This is a genomic window from Thalassobaculum fulvum, from assembly GCF_014652915.1.
GTDB classification, from domain to species: domain Bacteria; phylum Pseudomonadota; class Alphaproteobacteria; order Thalassobaculales; family Thalassobaculaceae; genus Thalassobaculum_A; species Thalassobaculum_A fulvum.
The window spans coordinates 142085-160819 of the sequence record NZ_BMZS01000013.1 but is presented as its reverse complement, the minus strand read 5'-3'; the positions used below and the strand labels follow the sequence as shown (position 1 = coordinate 160819).

General features: G+C 70.1%; 18 protein-coding genes and 1 tRNA gene. 3 read left to right on the top strand and 16 right to left on the bottom strand.

Annotated elements, in window-relative coordinates:
* Positions 1–24: 24 nt before the first annotated feature.
* The 3 genes from IE246_RS24915 to IE246_RS24905 all read right to left on the bottom strand — a co-directional run bounded on the left by IE246_RS24915 (position 25) and on the right by IE246_RS24905 (position 2135).
* Positions 25–492, bottom strand: a complete 468-nt coding sequence (locus tag IE246_RS24915; protein WP_189994827.1) for a DUF2948 family protein — start codon at positions 490–492, stop codon at positions 25–27.
* Between the two features lie 2 nt (positions 493–494).
* Positions 495–1811 (bottom strand): UDP-N-acetylglucosamine 1-carboxyvinyltransferase, encoded by a 1317-nt coding sequence (gene murA / locus IE246_RS24910; RefSeq protein ID WP_189994825.1) that lies wholly within the window; start codon positions 1809–1811, stop codon positions 495–497.
* 108 nt (positions 1812–1919) lie between these two features.
* Positions 1920–2135 carry a hypothetical protein gene (locus IE246_RS24905; RefSeq protein ID WP_189994823.1) on the bottom strand — a complete coding sequence of 72 codons (216 nt, stop codon included), beginning with the start codon at positions 2133–2135 and terminating at the stop codon, positions 1920–1922.
* A gap of 144 nt (positions 2136–2279) precedes the next feature.
* On the opposite strand from IE246_RS24905, the gene IE246_RS24900 reads away from it, so the two are divergent.
* A tRNA-Thr gene (locus IE246_RS24900) sits at positions 2280–2354 on the top strand.
* Positions 2355–2421: 67 nt separating this feature from the next.
* Here IE246_RS24900 and IE246_RS24895 read toward each other — a convergent pair.
* The 12 genes from IE246_RS24895 to IE246_RS24845 all read right to left on the bottom strand — a co-directional run bounded on the left by IE246_RS24895 (position 2422) and on the right by IE246_RS24845 (position 15621).
* Positions 2422–3456 carry an extracellular solute-binding protein gene (locus IE246_RS24895; RefSeq protein WP_189994821.1) on the bottom strand — a complete coding sequence of 345 codons (1035 nt, stop codon included), beginning with the start codon at positions 3454–3456 and terminating at the stop codon, positions 2422–2424.
* 51 nt (positions 3457–3507) lie between these two features.
* On the bottom strand, positions 3508–4290 hold the full coding sequence (locus IE246_RS24890) for an ABC transporter permease (RefSeq protein WP_229837485.1): 783 nt from the start codon (positions 4288–4290) through the stop codon (positions 3508–3510).
* A gap of 40 nt (positions 4291–4330) precedes the next feature.
* Entirely contained in the window at positions 4331–5272 is a 942-nt protein-coding gene (locus IE246_RS24885; protein WP_189994817.1) for an ABC transporter permease, read from the bottom strand.
* The gene (locus tag IE246_RS24880) at positions 5272–6417 is read right to left on the bottom strand and encodes an ABC transporter ATP-binding protein (protein WP_229837484.1); all 1146 of its coding nucleotides are present in this window, start codon (positions 6415–6417) and stop codon (positions 5272–5274) included. The genes IE246_RS24885 and IE246_RS24880 overlap by 1 nt, the downstream gene beginning before the upstream one ends.
* 89 nt (positions 6418–6506) lie before the next feature.
* Positions 6507–7493 (bottom strand): calcium:cation antiporter, encoded by a 987-nt coding sequence (locus IE246_RS28055; RefSeq protein WP_373297907.1) that lies wholly within the window; start codon positions 7491–7493, stop codon positions 6507–6509.
* A 310-nt stretch (positions 7494–7803) separates the two neighbouring features.
* Entirely contained in the window at positions 7804–9090 is a 1287-nt protein-coding gene (locus IE246_RS28050; protein ID WP_229837482.1) for an EAL domain-containing protein, read from the bottom strand.
* A complete protein-coding gene (locus tag IE246_RS24870) occupies positions 9087–9938 on the bottom strand; it encodes an OmpA/MotB family protein (protein ID WP_189994813.1) in 852 nt (283 codons plus the stop codon). Before IE246_RS24870 ends, IE246_RS28050 begins: the two co-directional genes overlap by 4 nt.
* Positions 9939–9945: 7 nt before the next feature.
* Entirely contained in the window at positions 9946–10725 is a 780-nt protein-coding gene (locus IE246_RS24865; RefSeq protein ID WP_189994811.1) for a motility protein A, read from the bottom strand.
* A 163-nt stretch (positions 10726–10888) separates the two neighbouring features.
* Positions 10889–13330 (bottom strand): GcvT family protein, encoded by a 2442-nt coding sequence (locus tag IE246_RS24860; protein WP_189994809.1) that lies wholly within the window; start codon positions 13328–13330, stop codon positions 10889–10891.
* On the bottom strand, positions 13327–14208 hold the full coding sequence (locus IE246_RS24855) for a choline/ethanolamine kinase family protein (RefSeq protein WP_189994807.1): 882 nt from the start codon (positions 14206–14208) through the stop codon (positions 13327–13329). The genes IE246_RS24860 and IE246_RS24855 overlap by 4 nt, the downstream gene beginning before the upstream one ends.
* Before the next feature lie 96 nt (positions 14209–14304).
* Complete coding sequence (locus IE246_RS24850; RefSeq protein WP_189994806.1) at positions 14305–15108, bottom strand: DUF2066 domain-containing protein; 804 nt, start codon at positions 15106–15108, stop codon at positions 14305–14307.
* 81 nt (positions 15109–15189) lie between these two features.
* Positions 15190–15621 (bottom strand): Lrp/AsnC family transcriptional regulator, encoded by a 432-nt coding sequence (locus IE246_RS24845; RefSeq protein ID WP_189994804.1) that lies wholly within the window; start codon positions 15619–15621, stop codon positions 15190–15192.
* A gap of 149 nt (positions 15622–15770) precedes the next feature.
* Between IE246_RS24845 and rocF the strand changes: the two genes are divergently transcribed.
* Together rocF and rocD are read left to right on the top strand one after the other, a co-directional pair.
* Entirely contained in the window at positions 15771–16736 is a 966-nt protein-coding gene (gene rocF / locus IE246_RS24840) for an arginase (protein WP_229837481.1), read from the top strand.
* A 16-nt stretch (positions 16737–16752) separates the two neighbouring features.
* A complete protein-coding gene (gene rocD / locus IE246_RS24835) occupies positions 16753–17973 on the top strand; it encodes an ornithine--oxo-acid transaminase (protein ID WP_189994802.1) in 1221 nt (406 codons plus the stop codon).
* Between the two features lie 13 nt (positions 17974–17986).
* Here the strand turns inward: rocD and IE246_RS24830 are convergent, their stop codons facing one another.
* Positions 17987–18730, bottom strand: coding sequence for a ribonuclease T2 family protein (locus tag IE246_RS24830; protein WP_229837480.1), 744 nt, complete (start codon positions 18728–18730; stop codon positions 17987–17989).
* Positions 18731–18735: the final 5 nt, after the last annotated feature.

Below are 18735 nucleotides of genomic sequence, written 5' to 3'. Positions count from 1 at the left end.
CGACGCCGACGTCCCGAATCCCGCTCAATCCTCGTGGGTCGGGCGGAACACGGTCGGCCAGGGCTCGCCAAGGTCCTCGACGTGACAGGCGAGGCGGCGCACGTCAAGTCGGATCGTCACCTCGTCGGCGCAGATCAGGTCCACGTGGCCGTCGGCCCAGGCGATCTGCAGCAGGTTCAGCATGCGGCCGCGGTCCTTCTTGGGATCGACGCCGCGCGCCCGCACCGCCGTCACGGCCTCGAACCGCACGCCGCAGTGCACACGCTCGTCGGGCTCGCCGCCCTCGGCCGCGACCTTGCCGCGCACCGCCTTCTCCCAGCGAAACCGGGCCGCCACCAGGACGAATCGCTCCTCCGCCGGCGAGTAGGCGATCTCCGCGACCGGCAGCACCGCGTCCTGCAGGTAGGCGGACACCACCGCCAGGTCCTCGGCGTCCTGCGCGCGCACCCGGAACGGACGCTCGCGACCCTGCAGGCTCGGCGGCCGGGCCATGCTCACTCCTCGGCGGCGGCGCGCTCGGTCGGCACGCGCTCGATGTGCGCGCCGCAGGCCGAGAGCTTGTCGACCAGGCGGTCGTAGCCCCGGTCGAGGTGGTAGACCCGGTTGATGGTGGTGGTGCCCGAGGCCGCCAGGCCGGCGAGCACCAGCGACACCGAGGCGCGCAGGTCGGTCGCCATCACCGGCGCGCCGGTCAGCTGCGGGACCCCCCGGACCATGGCCGAGGCGTGGTGGACGTTGATGTTCGCGCCCATGCGGCCGAGCTCGGGCACGTGCATGAAGCGGTTCTCGAAGATCGTCTCGGTGATCATCGAGGCCCCCTTGGCGACCGTCATCAGCGCCATGAACTGCGCCTGCAGGTCGGTCGGGAACCCGGGATAGGGCTCCGTCATCATGTCGACGCCGATCACCGGGTCGGCGCCGCGCGCCACCAGCAGCCCGCCCTCGACCGGTTCGAGGCGAAGCCCGGCATCGCCCAGGGTGTCGACCACCGAAGCGATCAGCCCGGCCTCGGCGCCATCGAGCACGACCTCGCCGCCGGCGATCCCCACGGCCATCGCATAGGTACCGGTCTCGATCCGGTCCGGAATCACCCGGTGCACGGCACCGGACAGGCTCTCGCGCCCCTGGATCCGCACCGTGTCGGTCCCGGCCCCTTCGATCGTCGCGCCCATCGAGGTGAGCAGGCGTGCCAGGTCGACGATCTCCGGCTCGCGCGCGGCGTTGACCAGCTCGGTCTCGCCGCCGGCCAGGGCCGCCGCCATCATCAGGTTCTCGGTGGCGCCGACCGACACGAACGGGAAGGCCACCCGGCCGCCGTGCAGCCGGCGACCGCCGCCCGGCGACCGGGGCGCGCCCGCCTTGATGTAGCCGTTCTCGATCTCGACCTCGGCGCCGAGCTCGGCCAGCCCCTTCAGGTGCAGGTCGACCGGCCGGTTGCCGATCGCGCAGCCGCCGGGCAGCGACACCGTGGCCTCGCCGAAGCGCGCCAGCAGCGGCCCCAGCACCAGCACCGAGGCCCGCATCTTGCGCACCAGGTCGTAGGGCGCGACGGTGCTGACGATCTCTTCGGCCGAAAGGGTCAGCGTGTCGCCGGCGCCGTCGCTGGCGTCGAGTCGCTCGATCCGCACGCCGTGCTGGCGCAGCAGGCTGGTCATCGAGGCGATGTCCGCCAGACGCGGGACATTCGCCAGCCGCAGCGGCTCGGCCGTGAGCAGGCCGGCGGCCATCAGGGGCAGTGCGGCGTTCTTCGCCCCGCTGATCGGCAGCCGGCCGTGAAGCGGTCGCCCGCCGTGCACGCGAATCTGGTCCATGCGGTCGTGTCTCGTTGCGTTTATCGGGTTGTAGCGGAGCCACCCCGGCCCCTCAACCGGGAACGCCAGCCTGGCCGCCCAATCCGGCGGAACCGTGGCAGAACGCGCTCAGCGTGAGGACTGCGACTCGCCGTCGGGCCCGGCCTTGCGGGCCCGCGCCTGGGCCTTGCGCCGGTGCAGGTTGTCGCGCAGCGCCTGGGCCCGCCGTTCGGCCGCGGTCGGCTCCCCGGCCTCGGCGGTGCGCGACTCGGGCCGCCGCGCTGCCGGCTTGCCACCCGACTTTCCGCCGCCCGACTTTCCGGGATTGTCCGCTGCTTCCGCCACCCTGATCTCCCGCGGTTCGACCGACCGCATCATGCCGAGTTGCGGAAGTGTCGAAAACCGCCTTGCGTCGACCGGGTCGGTCTGGCATGTATGCGCGCCTCGCAGACGGGCGCCCCCGACGGGCGCCCCGCCCGGCGACCCGGCGCTGCCGTAGCTCAGGGGTAGAGCACTCCCTTGGTAAGGGAGAGGTCGAGAGTTCAAATCTCTCCGGCAGCACCATTCATCCAAGCACAACCGATCGACCACCGGCCCCCGCCATCGGCGAGGACCGGCAGCCGTGGTCGGCTTACTTGCGCAGCTCGGTCCAGATCGCGGTGTACAGGTCGCGAGCGGCCTTCGAGCAGGTCGGCAGGAACTTGCCGGCCGCCTTGTACTTCTCCGGCACCACGATCTCCGGCGCAGTCTTCATGTCCTCCGGCATGTACTGCTCGGAGCCCTTGACGCCGTTGGCGTAGCGGGCGAAGGCCGAGATCAGCGCGGCGTTCTCCGGGTCCATGATGAAGTTCTGGAACAGCTTGGCGTTCTCGACGTTCTTGGCGTCCTTGAGCACCGCCACCGAGTCCATCCAGACTACGTAGCCCTCCTTCGGATAGCCGTAGACCACCTTCGGGTTCTTCAGCCGGACCCGGAAGGTCGAGCCGTTCCAGTTGACCGAGGCCATGACGTCGCCGTTCGACATCTTCTCGGTCATGCCGTAGTCCATCGACTGCCACTTCGGCTTGGCGGCCATCAGCTTGTCGCGGACCTGGCGCAGGACGTTCTTGTCCTCGGTGCAGGGCTCGCCGCCGACATACATGATGGCGAGGCCGATCACGTCGTTCATCTCCGGCACGACGTTGACCTTGCCGACCAGCTCGGGCGGCGGGTCCATGAAGATCGCCGAGGTGTTCGGATCGCCGCTGTAGATCGAGGTGTTCAGGGCGATGCCGGTGGTGCCCCACTGCCACGGCACGGTGTAGTGGCGGCCCGGATCCCACGGCACGTCGACCCACTGCGGATCGACGTTCTTGAAGTTCTCCATCTTGTCCGGGCGGGTCTCCAGCAGCAGCCCTTCCTGGACGAAGATCGGCACGTAGTTGGCGGACGGCACCACGATGTCGAAGCCGTGGCCGCCGGCCTTCACCTTGGTCAGCGCGGTCGAGTTGGAGTCATAGTCGGTGATGGTGACCTTGACCTTGTAGGTCTCCTCGAACTTCTTGATCAGCTCGGGGTTGGTGTAGTTGCCCCAGTTGTAGATGTTCAGTTCGCCCTCGGCGGCCGCCGTGCCGGTCAGAGCGAGAAGAGCAAGCGCGGAAAGCGCCCCCGTCAGCCTCCTGTTCATATTCAGCCTCCTGGCTTCTTGTCATGGTGGGCTTCTTGTTGTGCTGCAACTCTATCGCCGCTGCCGGTTCAGCACAAAGAACGCCGAGAGCAGCACCACGGTGACCGCCAGCAGCGCCGTCGAGATTGCGTTGACCTCCGGCGTCACCGCCCGCCGCAGCTGCCCGAGCATGTAGGTCGGCAAGGTGTCCTGGCCGGCCGACTTCACGAACTCGGTGATCACCACGTCGTCGAGCGAGATCACGAAGGCCAGCATGGCGCCGGCGACGATGCCCGGGCTCAGCAGCGGCAGGGTGATCCGGCGGAAGGTCTGCCAGGGGGTCGCGTACAGGTCGGCGGCGGCGACCTCGTAGGACAGGTCCATGCCCTCCAGCCGGGCGCGGATCGGCAGGTAGGCGAACGGCACGCAGAATGCCGCGTGAGCGGCGATCAGGTAGCCGAGGCCACTGTAGCCGGTGGAGATCTTGATCATCGCGAACACGATCAGCAGCGCCACCGCGGTGACGATCTCCGGCACCATCAGCGGCTGGTTGATCAGGGCGTAGATCGCCATGCTGCCGGGGAACGGGGCGGTCCGGGTGGTGCCGAGCGCCGCCATGGTCGAGACCGCGGTGGCGATCGCCGAGGCGCTGGCCGCCACCACCAGCGAGCGCACGGTCGCCTCCTGGACCTGCTCGTTGGCCCAGGCCGCCGCGAACCAGCGCAGCGACAGGCCCTCCCACAATGCGATCGAGTCGCCGGCGTTGAAGGAGTAGACCACCAGGGTGACGATCGGCGCGTACAGCAGCACGAAGCTGACCGCGGCGATCCCGGCGAAGCCCGGGATCCGCCGCACGGAGAAAGGGCGGCCCGGGACGGGGCGACCGGCGGCCCGCTCAGCCACGGCGCTCCACCTTGCTCATGTTGCGCACGTAGACCAGCAGGGCGACCATGACGAACGCCAGCAAGGTCATCGACAGCGCCGCCCCCAGCGGCCAGTTGCGGCCCTCGCCGAACTGCAGCTCGATCAGGTTGCTGATCATCATGTTCTTGCCGCCGCCCAGCACCCGCGGCGTGACGTAGGCGCCGAGCGACGGGATGAACACCAGGATCGAGCCGGCGACGATGCCCGGCCTGACCAGCGGCACGATCACCCGGGTCAGCACCCGCCAGCGGCTGGCGTACAGGTCGTAGGCCGCCTCGACCAGCCGGAAGTCCAGGCGCTCCATGGCGGCGTACAGCGGCAGCACCATCAGCGGCAGGTAGACGTAGACCATGCCGATCAGCACCGCGGTGTCGGTGTAGAGAATCTGGATCGGCGCCTGGATCAGGCCGAGCTTCATCGCCCAGCTGTTCAGGATCCCCTCGTTGCGGATCACCTCCATGATCGCGAAGGTCCGGATCAGCAGGTTGGTCCAGAACGGGATGGTGACCAGGAACAGCCAGAGCATCCGCTGGGTCGGCGGCCGGGTGGCGATGAAGTACGCGGTCGGAAAGCCGAGCACCAGGGTGATGGCGGTGGTCAGCAGCGAGATCGAGGCCGAACGCCAGAAGATCGTCAGATGAGCGTCGGCCAGGCTGAGGGTGTCGTCGAAGATGTCCCGGTGGAACAGCACCCGGAACCAGCCCTCGCCCGACAGCTCCCAGACCACGCCGCTGTACTCGCCCGGCTCCAGCACCGAGTAGACGACGACCACCAGCAGCGGCCCCGAGGCCGCCAGCAGCAGCAGGACCAGCGCCGGCGTCGCCAGCAGCCAGTTGCGCCGGATCCGGGCGGCCCGCGCCGCCGTCTCGCCGGTCCTTGCCGGTGCCAATGCCGGTGCCGCGGGGCCCGCCATCAGTCGCGCAGCACCCGCACGGCGGCCGGCGGGAAGCCGGCCGAGACCGCATCGCCGACCCGCCACGCCTCGCCGCCTTCCGGCCGGTTCTGGACCCGTGCGAACAGTTCTTCGCCGCCAGCCAGCCGCAGATGGTAGTGGGTGTCGGTTCCCAGATAGACCACGTCGCTGACCGTCGCCGGCAGCCCCTCTCCGGCATCCCGGTCGGCGATGCGCAGATGCTCGGGCCGCACCACGACGGTGACGCTCGGGCCCGGCGCCATTCCGTCCGGCAGTCCCGCCCTGACCTCCAGCGTGCCGCCGAGGCGCAGCCGGACCTGGCCGCCGTCGACGCCCTCGACCGCCGCGGTGAGGAAGTTGGTCTCGCCGATGAAGCTGGCGACGAAGTGGTCGGCCGGGTGTTCGTAGATCTCGGTCGGGCTACCGACCTGCAGGACGTTGCCTTCGCTCATCACCGCGATCCGATCCGACATGGCGAGCGCCTCGCCCTGGTCGTGGGTCACGAACACGAAGGTGATGCCGGTCTCGGTCTGCAGCCGCTTCAGCTCGACCTGCATCTCCTTGCGAAGCTTGAGGTCGAGCGCCGACAGCGGCTCGTCGAGCAACAGCACCTTGGGGCGCGGCGCCAGCGCCCGGGCCAGCGCCACCCGCTGCTGCTGGCCGCCGGAAAGCTGCGAGGTCTGGCGGTCGCGCATGGCCTCCATTCGGACCATCTGCAGCATCTCGGCGACCGTCTCGGCGATCTCCGCCTTCGGCCGGCCGAGCATCTCCAGCCCGAAGCCGATGTTCTCGGCGACCGTCAGGTGCGGAAACAGCGCGTAGCTCTGGAACACGGTGTTCACCGGCCGCCTGAACGGCGGCAGCCCGGAGATGTCGGCGCCGTCCAGCAGGATCGCGCCAGCGGTCGGATGCTCGAAGCCGGCGATCAGCCGCAGCAGCGTGGTCTTGCCGCAGCCCGACGGCCCCAGCAGGGTGAAGAACTCGCCCTCGCGGATGCCGACCGACACCGCGTCGAGCGCCTTCACCACCTGCTCGCCGCTGCCGAAGTGCTTGGAGACCGCCCGGGCCTCCACCATCACCCGAGAGCCCGACTGCGCCGAGCCACCATTGATCGGAGTCCCCGCCCGTCCGATCGCTTCCTGCATGCGCAGCCCTTTCGATCGTATGCGTACAGGCTAGCCCGCCCATGTGCGATGCAACAAGCATCCGCTGCGACTGAGGCGGGGTGCCGGCACTACGGGCTGAAGATCAGCATCAGGTAGGCCAGGAACATCACCAGGTGCACGGCGCCCTGCAGCAGGCTGGTGCGCACGCCGCCGAAGGTCATCGCGCTCATCACCAGGGTCAGGACCAGCAGCACGGTGCCGGCGTCGTCGAGGCCGAGGGTCACCGGGCGGTCGATCACCAGGCCGATCGCCAGCACCGCCGGCACCGTCAGGCCGATGGTCGCGACCGCCGAGCCGAGCAGCAGGTTGACCGAGCGCTGCAGGTAGTTGGCGCGCGCCGCCCCCAGCGCCGCCAGCCCCTCGGGCGTCAGCACCAGCAGGGCGATCACCACGCCGCCGAACTCGACCGGCAGGCCGAGCCGGCCCGAGCCGAAGTCGACCACGGTCGCCAGCCGCTTGGACAGCAGCACGACCGGCAGCAGCGTCAGCGCCAGCAGGACCGCATGGTACGGCAGCGACCGGACCGCATGCGCCGAATGGGGAATCGCCGCGCCGTCGTCGGCGACCGCCGGCTGCTCGAAGAACCCGCGGTGCCGGATCGTCTGGATCACCAGGAACACGGCGTACAACAGCAGAGTGACGGCGGCGAAGAAGAACGCCTGCGGCGCAGAGAAGGTCGGGTCCGCGGTCGACACCGTGTATTTCGGCAGCACCAGGGAGAACACCGCCAGCGGCATCAGCACCGCGACGAACGCCCTGGCGCCCTGCAGGTTGTAGTCCTGCTCGCGATGCGCCAGCCCGCCGATCAGCAGGGCCGCCCCGGTCAGACCGTTCAGCACGATCATCAGGATCGCGAACATGGTGTCGCGCGCCAGGGTGGGTGCGGCGTCGCCGGTCAGCATGACCGCCGAGATCAGGGCGATCTCGATGCTGATCACCGCCAGGGTCAGGATCAGGGTGCCGTACGGTTCGCCCAGGATCTCGGCCAGCGCGTCGGCATGCCGGACCACGGCGAACGACGCCCACAGCATGACGGCGAACAGCCACAGGAAGATCCCGGCCGCGACCAGCGGATCGGCGAGCCCGGCCAGCCACGCGTCGCCGCCGAACTGGAACGCCAGGAACGTGCCGGCGACGCCGACCAGCGCCGCCTCCTGCCGCAGCGTGCGGAGCCAACCCGCCGCCCCGGTTGATCCGCCGGTCGCGCTCAGCTCACCCTCCGTTCCGGTCCCGGTCTTCCCAGCGTCAGGCGTAGCACCCGAAGGACCTGGAGGGTAAGCGGCTTCGCGCCGGTCCCCGGAAGCCGCCGCCGCAAGCGCCCCGCGCCCCGGCGGGGCCGCGACCGAATCCGGGCCCGGCCTTCGGTCACATCTCCTCGTCTTCCTCGTTCCGCCGCTTCCGGCCGCCGAGCAGCTTCTGGAAAAACTGGGCGACCGCGCCCTCGGGCTCCTCCTCGTCCTCCTTGTCGAAGATCGAGTTGCGAACCTCCATCGACGCGATGGTCCGGTCCATCTGCTGGCGCCGGAGCTCGGCGACGTCGGAATCGACGCCATGCCCCTGAAGGACCCGGAAGCCCAGCCGCAGGCCGATCTCGACGCTCTCCAGGTCCTCGCAATGGGTCAGCACGCAGCGCTCGCGGCCGAACCGCTCGAGCTGCCTGAGCAGGGCGATCTCGCCGTCGTTGTCCAGCTGCGCGATGTCGTCCGACCAGCGCACCTTGATGAACCGCACGCGGTCCGGCATGTCCGGGATGCGGTCGAGCTGCGCCAGGGGCACGTCGTCGATCGCGGCCATAGCGTGGTTGAAAGCCAGGACGTCGAGCGCTTCCTGGAAGGCCTCGGGCGAGCCGATCGCTTCGAAGAACGGGATCTCGACGATCAGGTGCTGCTGCCAGCTGAAGCTGGTCCGCTGCGCAAAGTTCCGGAACGCGGGCCCCAGGATCGACGAGACGTGCAGGTTCATGCAGATGCGTCGACGGCTCATGTCGAGGTCGTGCATCAGGTGGTTCATCATCCGCTCGTCCAGCAGCTCGGTCACCCGGCTGAACAGCCAGGCGTTCTTGCGGATCGGTACGCCGTACAGGGCCTCGAGCGTCTCGATCGAGGACGACAGCTCATAGCCGACGATCTTCGGGCGGTCGCCGTCGACGAAGTCGTAGATCGGCTGCTCGCGGATCAGGCTGGAGACGTCGGCCCGGTGCAGGTTCTCCTCGATGATCAGGTATCGCTCGAGGTTCTCGTCCTCCTCGTCCAGGTGCTCCGCGCCGTCCGGCGTGCCCTCCTGGAGCTCCAGCATCAGCAGGCGGCAGTGCTCGAGGAACTCGCGGGCGTGCTTGTCGAGATAGAAGTCCCTGACCTGGATCGGCAGCTTGCCGTGATCGATCAGGAGCTTCGAGATGCGCGCCAGCGCCCGGTCCAGCTTGGCCGCGTTCCCGGGATCGAGCACATAGCAGATGCGGTAGTTCGACAGTTCGAAGGTCTGCGAGTGCAGGTCCCGGGCCTCGTGCTCGAGCCGCTTGCGCAGGACTCCGAAGAACATCGGGTCCTGGATGTGCGGGATACGCGACAGGTCGGCCAGGACGGCGACCTTGTCCGCGGGCGCGCGTTCGACCCGCAGCGCAAACGCCAGCAGCTCGCGCTCCTGCGTCGTCATCGCGGCGCCCCGGTGACGAGCGTGTCGGCGGCGGCCTCGTTCACCCGCAGCACCAGGGCCACCCTTCGGTTCTCGGCGCGCCCGGCCTCGGTATCGTTGCCCGCCTTCGGCCGGGTGTCGGCGTAGCCGACAGCCCGCAGCCGGTCCGGCGGAATACGCTCGTCGATCAGCGCCCTGACGACCGCCGCCGCCCGGGCCGCCGACAGTTCCCAGTTCGACGGGTACAGCCCGGAGCGGATCGGTCGGCTGTCCGTGTGCCCCTCCACCACCACCGGCACCTCGAGATAGCGCAGCACCGGCGTCACCTTGCCGACGGTCGTCCGCCCGAGGGCGTCGAGCTCGGCACTGGCCGACTCGAACAGCAGCTGGTCGCGCAGCTGCACCACGACCGCGTCGCCGTTCTGCTCGATCTTGATGTCGCCGGCCGGGTCCATGACCGAGAGATAGTTGCGCAGCAGCGCCTCGACCCGGTCCGCCCAACGCGTGACGATCAGTTCCTCCGCCGGGGCCGGCGGCTCGAACGCGGCGACATCGGCGGCGTCGGCGCCGGGCTTGGGGAACTCGACGATCGATTCCAGCGGCGGCAGGGGGTCCGGCTCCTCGATCTTCGACATCTCCACCGGCTCGGTCAGCGGCCCGCCCGGCTTCTCGAAGGTCGACATCGCCATCAGGATGACGAACAGCGTCAGCAGGAGGGTCACCAGGTCGGTGTAGGTGACCATCCACTCCTGCTCTTCGGACTGAGCCTGATCGTGAACGACCGTCGCACTGCTGGCACGCCGGAAGCCGGCGGCGAGCGACTTGCGCTCGCCGGTCTGGCTGCCGCGGATGATCGAGCCGAGGTTCATGACGGCCTCACTCGTGGATCTCGTCGCGGTAGGTCGCGACCAGGGTCTCCATCTGGTCGGCGATGGTCGCCGGCCCGCGGCCCAGGCGCATCAGGATCACGCCTTCGAGCAGGACGTTCATCAGCGCCACCCGCTGGGCGGTCCGCTGCTCCAGCTTGATGGCGATCGGCTTGAAGACCATGTTCGCCAGCATCAGCCCGTACACCGTGGTGATCAGCGCGATCGACATGTTCTTGCCGATCATGCCGAGGTCCCCGGAGCCCAGCGACCCGAGCATGCCGATCAGGCCGACCAGGGTTCCGAGCATGCCGAAGGCCGGCGAGAACGACGCCAGCATCCTGAACATCCGCGCTTCGGAGCTTTCCCGCTCGATCAGCTTCTGAATGCGCCAGTTCATGACGTGCATGATGTCGTCGACCGGCGTGCCGTCCAACGCGAACTGCAGGCCGAGCCGCAGGAACGGGTTGCGGACCTTCTTCACCGCCTCCTCGGTGGCCTGGATGTCCTTGGCGGCCTGCAGCCTGGCGACCTCAACCAGCCGCTTGATGTCCACGCGGATCGAGCGTTCGTCGCGGAAGATCGCGGCGAACGCGCCGAAGAACGACCCCAGCTGCGCAGCCCGGAACGAGATGAAGGTCGAGGCGAACGTCCCGCCGAGGACGATCACGACACCGGTGGGATTCCAGAAGTACTGGGCATCCTCGACCGTGTACCCGAAAATATAGAACGCCAGCGCCACGATACCGGCCAGCCCGATGACCGTAGAAAACATGGCGCTGTGGAACATGCTTCGATCTCGCTTCCAGTCGGACGGGCGCTATTCAACTGTCGGCAGAACGGCCTACCGGCCGTGCTGGATGGCGGAACCTCTTTGTTAAGTGAATGTTGATATAGCCCGGAGCGGCATTGATTTACGTCAAACACTCCGGCCGGCCGGGCGGCCGGCAGCGTCACCCCTTCACGCGGGTGTTGCCGGTGTCGTACAGCGGTTCCAGGTGCAGCGTCGCCGGATACTCGTCGCCGGCCGCCACCAGCGTGTAGGTCCCGGCGCGCAGCCAGTCCTCGTTCACCCCGGCCGGGTTGCGGACGTAGCCGTAGCCGATGTTGCGCCCGACCGTGTAGCCCCAGCCGCCGCTGGCGAGATAGCCGACCGGCGCGCCGTCGCGCAGGATGGTCTCGCGCCCGACCAGCACCGCCGCCGGGTCCGCCACCGACAGCCCGACCAGGAACCGCTTCAGCGGCGCCGCCGCCACCGCCGCGGCCGCCTCGCGGCCGAGGAAATCGACCCCCGACTTCAGCTTGACCGCCCAGCCGAGCCCGGCCTCGAACGGGCTGTCGGTCGGGGTGATGTCGGCCCCCCAGGCGCGGTAGCCCTTCTCGAGCCGCAGCGACTCGATGGCCCGGTAGCCGGCCGGACGGATGCCGTGGGCCTCGCCGGCCGCCATCACCGTATCGAACACCGCGCCGGCCGCCGCCGCCGGCATGTGCAGTTCCCAGCCGAGTTCGCCGACGTAGCTGACGCGCAGCGCTCGCACCGCCTGTCCGGCGACCGTGATCTCGCGCACCGAGCCGAACGGGGCGGCGACGTTCGACAGGTCGGCGCCGCCGGCGGCCGCCAGCACGTCGCGGGCCCGGGGCCCCATCAGCGTCAGTGTCGCCCAGCCTTCGGTCACGTCCTCGAACACCGCGTCGGCGCCGGCCAGGTGCTCGCGGATCCAGGCGCCGTCATGGGTCCGGAAGCCGGTGCCGGTGACGATGTAGAACCGGTCGTCGGCCAGCCGCGCGACCGTCAGGTCGCACTCGATACCGCCACGCTCGTTCAGCATCTGGGTATAGACCAGCCGGCCCGGCTCGCGCGGCAGCCGGTTGGCGCAGATCCACTCCAGCCGCTCGGCCACGCCGGGGCCGCGCACCTCGAACTTGGCGAACGACGACTGGTCGAACAGCGCCACCGCCTCGCGGCAGGCCCGGTGCTCCTCGCCGACCGCCGCGAACCAGTTGGCCCGGCCCTGGCTCGGCACGTCGACCGGCTCCGTCCCTTCCGGCGCGAACCAGTTCGGCCGCTCCCAGCCGAGCTTCGAGCCGAACACCGCACGCCGGGCCTTCAGGCGGTCGTACAGCGGCGAGACCAGCCGCGGCCGGGCGCTGGCGTACTCCTCGTGCGGCCAGGCGACCGTGTAGTGCTTGCCGTAGGCCTCCAGGGTGCGCTCGCGGACCCAGGAATCGTCGCGGTGCAGAGCCGAGAACCGGCGGATGTCGACCACCCACAGGTCCATCGGCGGCGCCCCGTCCATCACCCAGGCGGCCAGCGCCCAGCCGGCGCCGCCGGCCGAGGCGATGCCGAAGGCGTTGAAGCCGCAGCCGACGAAGAAGCCGTCCAGCTCCGGTGCCGCGCCCAGGATGAAGTTGCCGTCGGGCGTGAAGCTCTCGGGGCCGTTGATCATCTGCTTGACGCCGGCCTCGCGCAGCGCCGGCACCCGTTCGATCGCCTGCAGCATGTGCGGTTCGAAATGGTCCCAGTTCTCGTCGAGCAGCTGGAACTCGAAACCGTCGGGGATGCCGCCCTCGGCCCACGGGATCGGGTTCGGCTCGTAGCCGCCCATCGACAGGCCACCGACCTCCTCCTTGAAATAGATCAGCCGGTCCGGGTCGCGCAGGGTCGGCAGGGTCGGCGAAACGCCGGGGATCGGCTCGGTCAGCACGTACTGGTGCTGCACCGGCTGGAGCGGCACCGAGACGCCGGCCAGCCGGCCGATCTGCTTGGCCCACATGCCGCCGCAGTTCACGACCTTGTCGCAGGCGATCCGGCCGTGGTCGGTCAGCACCGCCGTCACCCGGCCCTCCACCGTCTCGAACCCGGTGACCGCCACCCCCTCGACGATCCTGGCGCCGTGCATCCTCGCACCCTTGGCCAGGCTCTGGGCGATGTCGGACGGGCTGGCCTGGCCGTCGGTCGGCAGGAACGCCGCGCCGACCAGGTCCGAGATGTCCATGAGCGGCCACAGGTCCCGTGCCTCGGCAGGGGTGAGGAGGTGCATCTCCAGCCCGAAGCTGCGCGCCGTGGTCGCCTGCCGCCGGATCTCGATCCAGCGGTCCCGGTTGCACGCCAGCCGCAGCCCGCCGTTCTGCTTCCAGCCGGTCGCCAGCCCGGTCTCCGCCTCCAGCGTGTCGTACAGCTCGACCGAGTACTTGAGCAGCCGGGTGATAGAGGCCGAGGTCCGGAGCTGGCCGACCAGCCCGGCGGCGTGCCAGGTCGAGCCGTTGGTGAGGCGCCCGCGCTCGATCAGCAGGACGTCGGCCTTGTGGTCGCGCGCCAGATGATAGGCGGTCGAGCAGCCGATGATGCCGCCGCCGATCACGACGACCTGCGCGCGGTCCGGAACAGTCGTCACCCTTCGCTCTCCTCGAAGTCCCTCAGCGCCGCCCGGAAGCGGTCCAGGTTCTCGGCGGTGTAAGCCGCGTAGTCGACGCCGGGCGCGTTCATGTGCAGCTCGGACACCAGGCTCCACAGGGTCTCGCGCAGCAGCGACGCCACTTTCATGGCCCCGTAGGCGCGCCACAATGCCGGACCCGGCGCCTGCCCGAAATAGGCCTGCAGCATCGCCCGTTCGTCGTCCGGCGGCAGGCCGGCGTTGCCGGCCAGGTTGGCCAGGTCGAACAGCGGTGTGCCGAAGCCGCCATACTCCCAGTCGACCAGCCAGAGCCGGCCGCCGTCGTCCATCAGGTTGGCGGGCAGCAGGTCGTGGTGGCCGAACACCACCGGCATCGGTACCTGGGCCGCCTCCAGCCGTGCAGCGATGTCCAGGAAGCGCGGCAGTTCCCCCGCCATCCGGCTGCCGCCGGCCCGCAGGGTGGCGGCGTAGTCGCGGATCGCGTGGAACACCCAGAAGAACGGCGCCGGCCCGGTCAGGTGCCGGCCGACCCCGTCGTGGCAGCGGCGCAGCAGCGGCAGGATCCGCCGCCACTCGCGGCGCACTTCGTCGGCCCCGAAGGTGCGGGCGTCCAGGAACTCGAACACCATCGCGCCGTCGTCGGCGTGCAGCAGCGCCGGCGAGACTCCCGCGGCATGCGCCGCCCGGCTGACCCTCGCCTCCTGCTCGCGGAACACGTGGTGGAACGGCAGGTCGGCCCCGAGCCGGACCATGCGGCGGGTCCCGTCCGCCTCGACGACCGTGAAGTTGGCGTTCGACAGCCCGCCCGCCAGCGGCTGGACGGTCAGCGGGCCGGTCCACACCGGCAGGTCCCGTATGACGGTTTCCGGATCGTTCATGCCGCCCCGACCCCGACTCGTGACGTCGCGACTTGTGACGCCGGATCGCGGCCCGACCTCATCGCAGGCGGATCCTAGCGGGCGTCCCCGGCCCCGTCACTGTCCGGCGGACAGCACCCGGGCGGTCTCGCCGAGCCCGACGGCGATGGCCCGGTCGAATGTCGTGGCCGGCACGTGCCAGCGCTCCGGCATGCCGTCCGCCATCAGGGTCCAGTCGGTGCTCCAGTACCCGGCGCCGGTCATGCTCATGGTTCCGGCCAGCACCGCGTCGGCTTCGTAGGACATGGCGAGTGCGCCGAGCGCGCCCCCATGGGCCTCGGCGACCTCGCGATGGCTGAGCGCCAGCGCTTCGACCCTGTCCATCTTGGGGATCACCAGCACCAGGCCGCGACGATGCGCGTCCAGCGCCAGGGTCTCGCGCTGGCCGACGCCACGCTCCGCCTCGGTGCCGACGACGAACTGTCCCCGGTCGTCGGATACCGACAGGACGACCAGCAGGCGCGGACGGTCCGCCCGCCAGCTGTGGAACCCGAGCGCGTCGAGGATCGCGTGCACCTGATCGGGATCGAAGTCGACACGCAGGTGGTAGCTCCGGTCCCGGGTGCCCTGCTCGTCGGAGATCTGGACGCCCTTCTTGCGGTCCTCGTACTCGATCTGCCGGACCAGGGCCTCGGCGTTTGCGAGGTGCCTGGGCAGCTGCGGGTGCTCGGCGACGCGATCGTCACCGCAGACCTTCACGAGCACCTGGGTCAACGCCAGGCGAACGCCGCGCGCCCGCTCCTCCGGATTGTCGCGGCCGGTGACGATTGCCTCGCCGCGCATCAGGTCGGGGACCGCCTCGGCACGCACCGGCGCTACCGCGGCGAGCAGAACGAAGAAGACCAGGATGAGCCGTGCCATGAGGCATTACTCCCCGTCGGTCGAAGGGAACCCGATTGCCGTGCTATGATAGCAGAGTCTCGCAGCCGGCACCCGCCCGAGTCACCCGCCGGCCCGCTTTCGCGAGGACAGCAGGATGCTGGTCTCGGTCGATGCGATGCCGTCGATCAGGCGAATCGCAGCCAGCGTGCGGTCGAACGCCTCGAGCGTGTCGGTCGCCAGTTCGGCGACGATGTCCCAGCGGCCGTTGGTCGAGTGCAGGGCCCGCACCTCGGGGAACCCGTGCAGGCGGCGGAACACCGCCTCGGTCCCCTTGCCCTCGACCTCGATCATCATGATCGCGCGGACCTGGTCGAAGTCGCCCTCGTCGGCGAGGCGGACCGTGAACCCCTGGATCACCCCGTCGGCCAGCAGCCGGTCAAGCCGGTTGCGGACCGTCGCCCGGCTGACCCCCAGTCGGGCCGCCAGGGTGGCGACCGGCAGGCGGGCGTCGCTGCGCAACTCGGCGATCAGCCGGCGATCGGCATCGTCCATGGAACACCTGTCATATTGCTCACCGAACATTAGCAAAATGCGAAACCTATCTGCGCATTTTGGCGTTTTTCTGACTTTCTGTCGCCAGCCGATGCGACGACCCTGCCGCCGTCGCCCCCGTTCGCCATCGTCACCAGTGGAGGACCGACGTGACCGAAGCCGAGACCTTCCCGCCCGTTTCCCGTGACCGTCGCCTGGCCCTGCTCGGCGCGCCGGTCGAGAGCGGCGCCAGCCGCCGCGGCTGCGCCATGGGGCCGGCCGCCCTGCGGGTCGCCGAGATCGGCGAGCGCCTGCGCCGCCTCGGCTATGCGGTCGACGACCACGGCGACGTCGCGCCACAGCCGGTCGAGGGCCTGGAACTGCCGGGCAAGGCCCGCGACGCCGCCGCCATCGCCGGCTGGGCCCGCGTGCTTGCGGAACGGACCTACGGGCTGCTGCAGGACGGCGCCACGCCGGTCGTGCTCGGCGGCGACCACAGCCTGGCCATGGGGTCGGTCGCCGGCGTCGCCCGGCACTGCGCCGAGGCCGGGCGCGAGCTGTTCGTGCTGTGGCTGGACGCCCACGCCGACTTCAACACCCCGTCGACCTCGCCGTCCGGCAACATGCACGGCATGCCGGTCGCGTGCTTCTGCGGCGAGGACGGATTCGACGGGGTGTTCGACGACGCCTTCCAGGCCCGGGTCGGCCCGGCCAACGTCGCCATGGTCGGCGTCCGCTCGATCGACGAGGACGAGCGCACCCTGCTGCGCAAGCGCGGCGTCGAGGTGGTCGACATGCGGGCCATCGACGAATGGGGCGTGGCGGCGCCGATGCGCGAGTTCCTGCGGCGCGTGAAGTCCCGCAACGGCGTGATCCACGTCAGCCTGGACGTCGACTTCCTGGACCCCGGGGTCGCTCCCGGCGCCGGCACCGCGGTCCCCGGCGGCGCCACCTACCGCGAGGCGCACCTGATCATGGAGCTGCTGTACGACAGCGACCGCGTGGTGTCGGCCGACATCGTCGAGCTCAACCCGTTCCTGGACGACCGTGGGCGCAGCGCCGTGGTGCTGGCCGAGATGACCGCCAGCCTGTTCGGCCAGACCATCCTGGCCCGCCCCGCCCGCCCCGTTTCCTGAGCCTGAGGAGGTTCCGATGACCACCGCCGCCCTGCCCGCCAGCGACTTCATCGAGATGGAGCACCGTCTCGGCGCCCACAACTACAAGCCGCTCGACGTCATCCTGACGCGCGGCGAAGGGGTGTGGCTGTGGGACGTCGACGGCAACCGCTACATGGACTGCCTGTCCGCCTATTCGGCGGTCAACCAGGGCCACTGCCACCCGAAGATCCTGGAGGCGATGGTCCGGCAGGCCGGCAAGCTGACGCTCACCTCGCGGGCGTTCCGCAACGACCAGCTCGCCTACCTCTACGAGGAGCTGGCCGAGCTGACCGGCAGCCACAAGATCCTGCCGATGAACTCCGGGGCCGAGGCCGTCGAGTCGGCGATCAAGGCGGTGCGCAAATGGGGCTACGAGGTCCGCGGCGTTCCGGAGGACCAGGCCGAGATCATCGTCTGCTCCGACAACTTCCACGGCCGCACCATCGCGATCGTCGGATTCTCGACCGACCCGACCGCCCGCCAGGGCTTCGGCCCGTTCGCCCCCGGCTTCAAGGTGGTGCCATTCGGCGACTACCAGGCGCTGGAGGCGGCGATCACCCCGAACACCGTCGCCTTCCTGGTCGAGCCGATCCAGGGCGAGGCCGGCGTGATCATCCCGCCGGAAGGCTACTTCCCGAAGGTCCGGGAGCTGTGCACGGCGAACAACATCACGCTGATCCTGGACGAGATCCAGACCGGGCTGGGGCGCACCGGCAAGCTGCTGGCCGAGGCGCACGAGGGCATCGAGGCCGACGTCACCCTGGTCGGCAAGGCGCTGTCCGGCGGCTTCTACCCGGTGTCGGCGGTGCTCTCGAACTCCGAGGTGCTGGGCGTCCTGAAGCCGGGGCAGCACGGCTCGACCTTCGGCGGCAACCCGCTGGCCTGCGCGGTCGCCCGTGCCGCCATCCGGGTGCTGGTCGAGGAACGCATGATCGAGAACTCCGCGGAACAGGGCGCGTACTTCCTGGAGAAGCTGCGCGGCATCCGGGCCAACGCGGTGCGCGAGGTCCGCGGCCGCGGCCTGATGCTGGCGGTCGAGCTGCACCCCGAGGCCGGCGGTGCCAGGCGCTACTGCGAGGCGCTGCGCCGGCGCGGCCTGCTGGCCAAGGACACCCACGACCACACCATCCGGCTGGCGCCGCCGCTGGTGGTCACCCGCGAGCAGGTCGACTGGGCGCTGGAGCAGATCGAGCCGGTGCTGACCGGCCTGGACTGACCGGCCCGACCGTTCACGAAGGGTCGCCGTCCAGCCCGATCCCGGCCCGGTCGACGATCCCCGACCCGCAGCCGGGCGGCCGGTCCGGTGCGCCGGCCAGCAGCTCGGCGAGGCTGCGGTTCTCGGTGACCGGTCCGGCCAGGCCGATCCGCATCTCGACGAGCAGTCGGCGGGCGCCGACCCTCCGGCAGATCAGTTCGACGCGGTTGCCGGCACCGGCGCCGAACGCCGCGTCGAAACGCTTGCGGACCGCCCGTCCGGTGACGACCCGGCCGATGCCGTCGGCCAGCAGCGCGCGGACCGCCGAAGCGTTGAGCTCGGCCAGCAGGCGCAGCGAATCGGCGAAGTAGGTCTCCGGCGAAGTGCCGTAGCAGGTGCCGTGCTTGATCCACTCGTGGCGGTGCAGGAACGACCGGCTGCCGGGCATTGCCCGCTCCAGCCCGGTGCGGGTCGCTTCCGTCAGGCCGATGGCCGGGAGGTCCTGCCATCGCCCGGCCTCGTCAGTGGCGCGAACCGCCGCACCGACACCGCAGTAGACGTTGTCCCGGGGCTCCGGCCACAGGCCGTGCAGCGACAGATGCGAGGCGTCGTAGCGGTCGGCGGTCTGGCTCGTGCACTCGGGCTTCTCCGGCCGGGTCTCGCAGAACGCCGGCTGCCAGGACACCGCCAGGACCAGCGCGTCGGCGGCGCCCGCCGGCGACGACAGCGCGGCGGCAACGACCAGCCAGACCGGCAGCCAGCGGGTTCGCATGCGCATGCCCC

What these genes read in the sequence shown, in the direction of transcription:
- IE246_RS24915 (WP_189994827.1), bottom strand. Translation starts at nt 492, where the DNA reads ATGGCCCGGCCGCCGAGCCTGCAGGGTCGCGAGCGTCCGTTCCGGGTG.
- murA (WP_189994825.1), bottom strand. Translation starts at nt 1,811, where the DNA reads ATGGACCAGATTCGCGTGCACGGCGGGCGACCGCTTCACGGCCGGCTG.
- IE246_RS24895 (WP_189994821.1), bottom strand. Translation starts at nt 3,456, where the DNA reads ATGAACAGGAGGCTGACGGGGGCGCTTTCCGCGCTTGCTCTTCTCGCT.
- IE246_RS24885 (WP_189994817.1), bottom strand. Translation starts at nt 5,272, where the DNA reads ATGGCGGGCCCCGCGGCACCGGCATTGGCACCGGCAAGGACCGGCGAG.
- IE246_RS24880 (WP_229837484.1), bottom strand. Translation starts at nt 6,417, where the DNA reads ATGCAGGAAGCGATCGGACGGGCGGGGACTCCGATCAATGGTGGCTCG.
- IE246_RS28050 (WP_229837482.1), bottom strand. Translation starts at nt 9,090, where the DNA reads ATGACGACGCAGGAGCGCGAGCTGCTGGCGTTTGCGCTGCGGGTCGAA.
- IE246_RS24870 (WP_189994813.1), bottom strand. Translation starts at nt 9,938, where the DNA reads ATGAACCTCGGCTCGATCATCCGCGGCAGCCAGACCGGCGAGCGCAAG.
- IE246_RS24865 (WP_189994811.1), bottom strand. Translation starts at nt 10,725, where the DNA reads ATGTTCCACAGCGCCATGTTTTCTACGGTCATCGGGCTGGCCGGTATC.
- IE246_RS24855 (WP_189994807.1), bottom strand. Translation starts at nt 14,208, where the DNA reads ATGAACGATCCGGAAACCGTCATACGGGACCTGCCGGTGTGGACCGGC.
- IE246_RS24850 (WP_189994806.1), bottom strand. Translation starts at nt 15,108, where the DNA reads ATGGCACGGCTCATCCTGGTCTTCTTCGTTCTGCTCGCCGCGGTAGCG.
- IE246_RS24845 (WP_189994804.1), bottom strand. Translation starts at nt 15,621, where the DNA reads ATGGACGATGCCGATCGCCGGCTGATCGCCGAGTTGCGCAGCGACGCC.
- rocD (WP_189994802.1), top strand. Translation starts at nt 16,753, where the DNA reads ATGACCACCGCCGCCCTGCCCGCCAGCGACTTCATCGAGATGGAGCAC.
- IE246_RS24830 (WP_229837480.1), bottom strand. Translation starts at nt 18,730, where the DNA reads ATGCGCATGCGAACCCGCTGGCTGCCGGTCTGGCTGGTCGTTGCCGCC.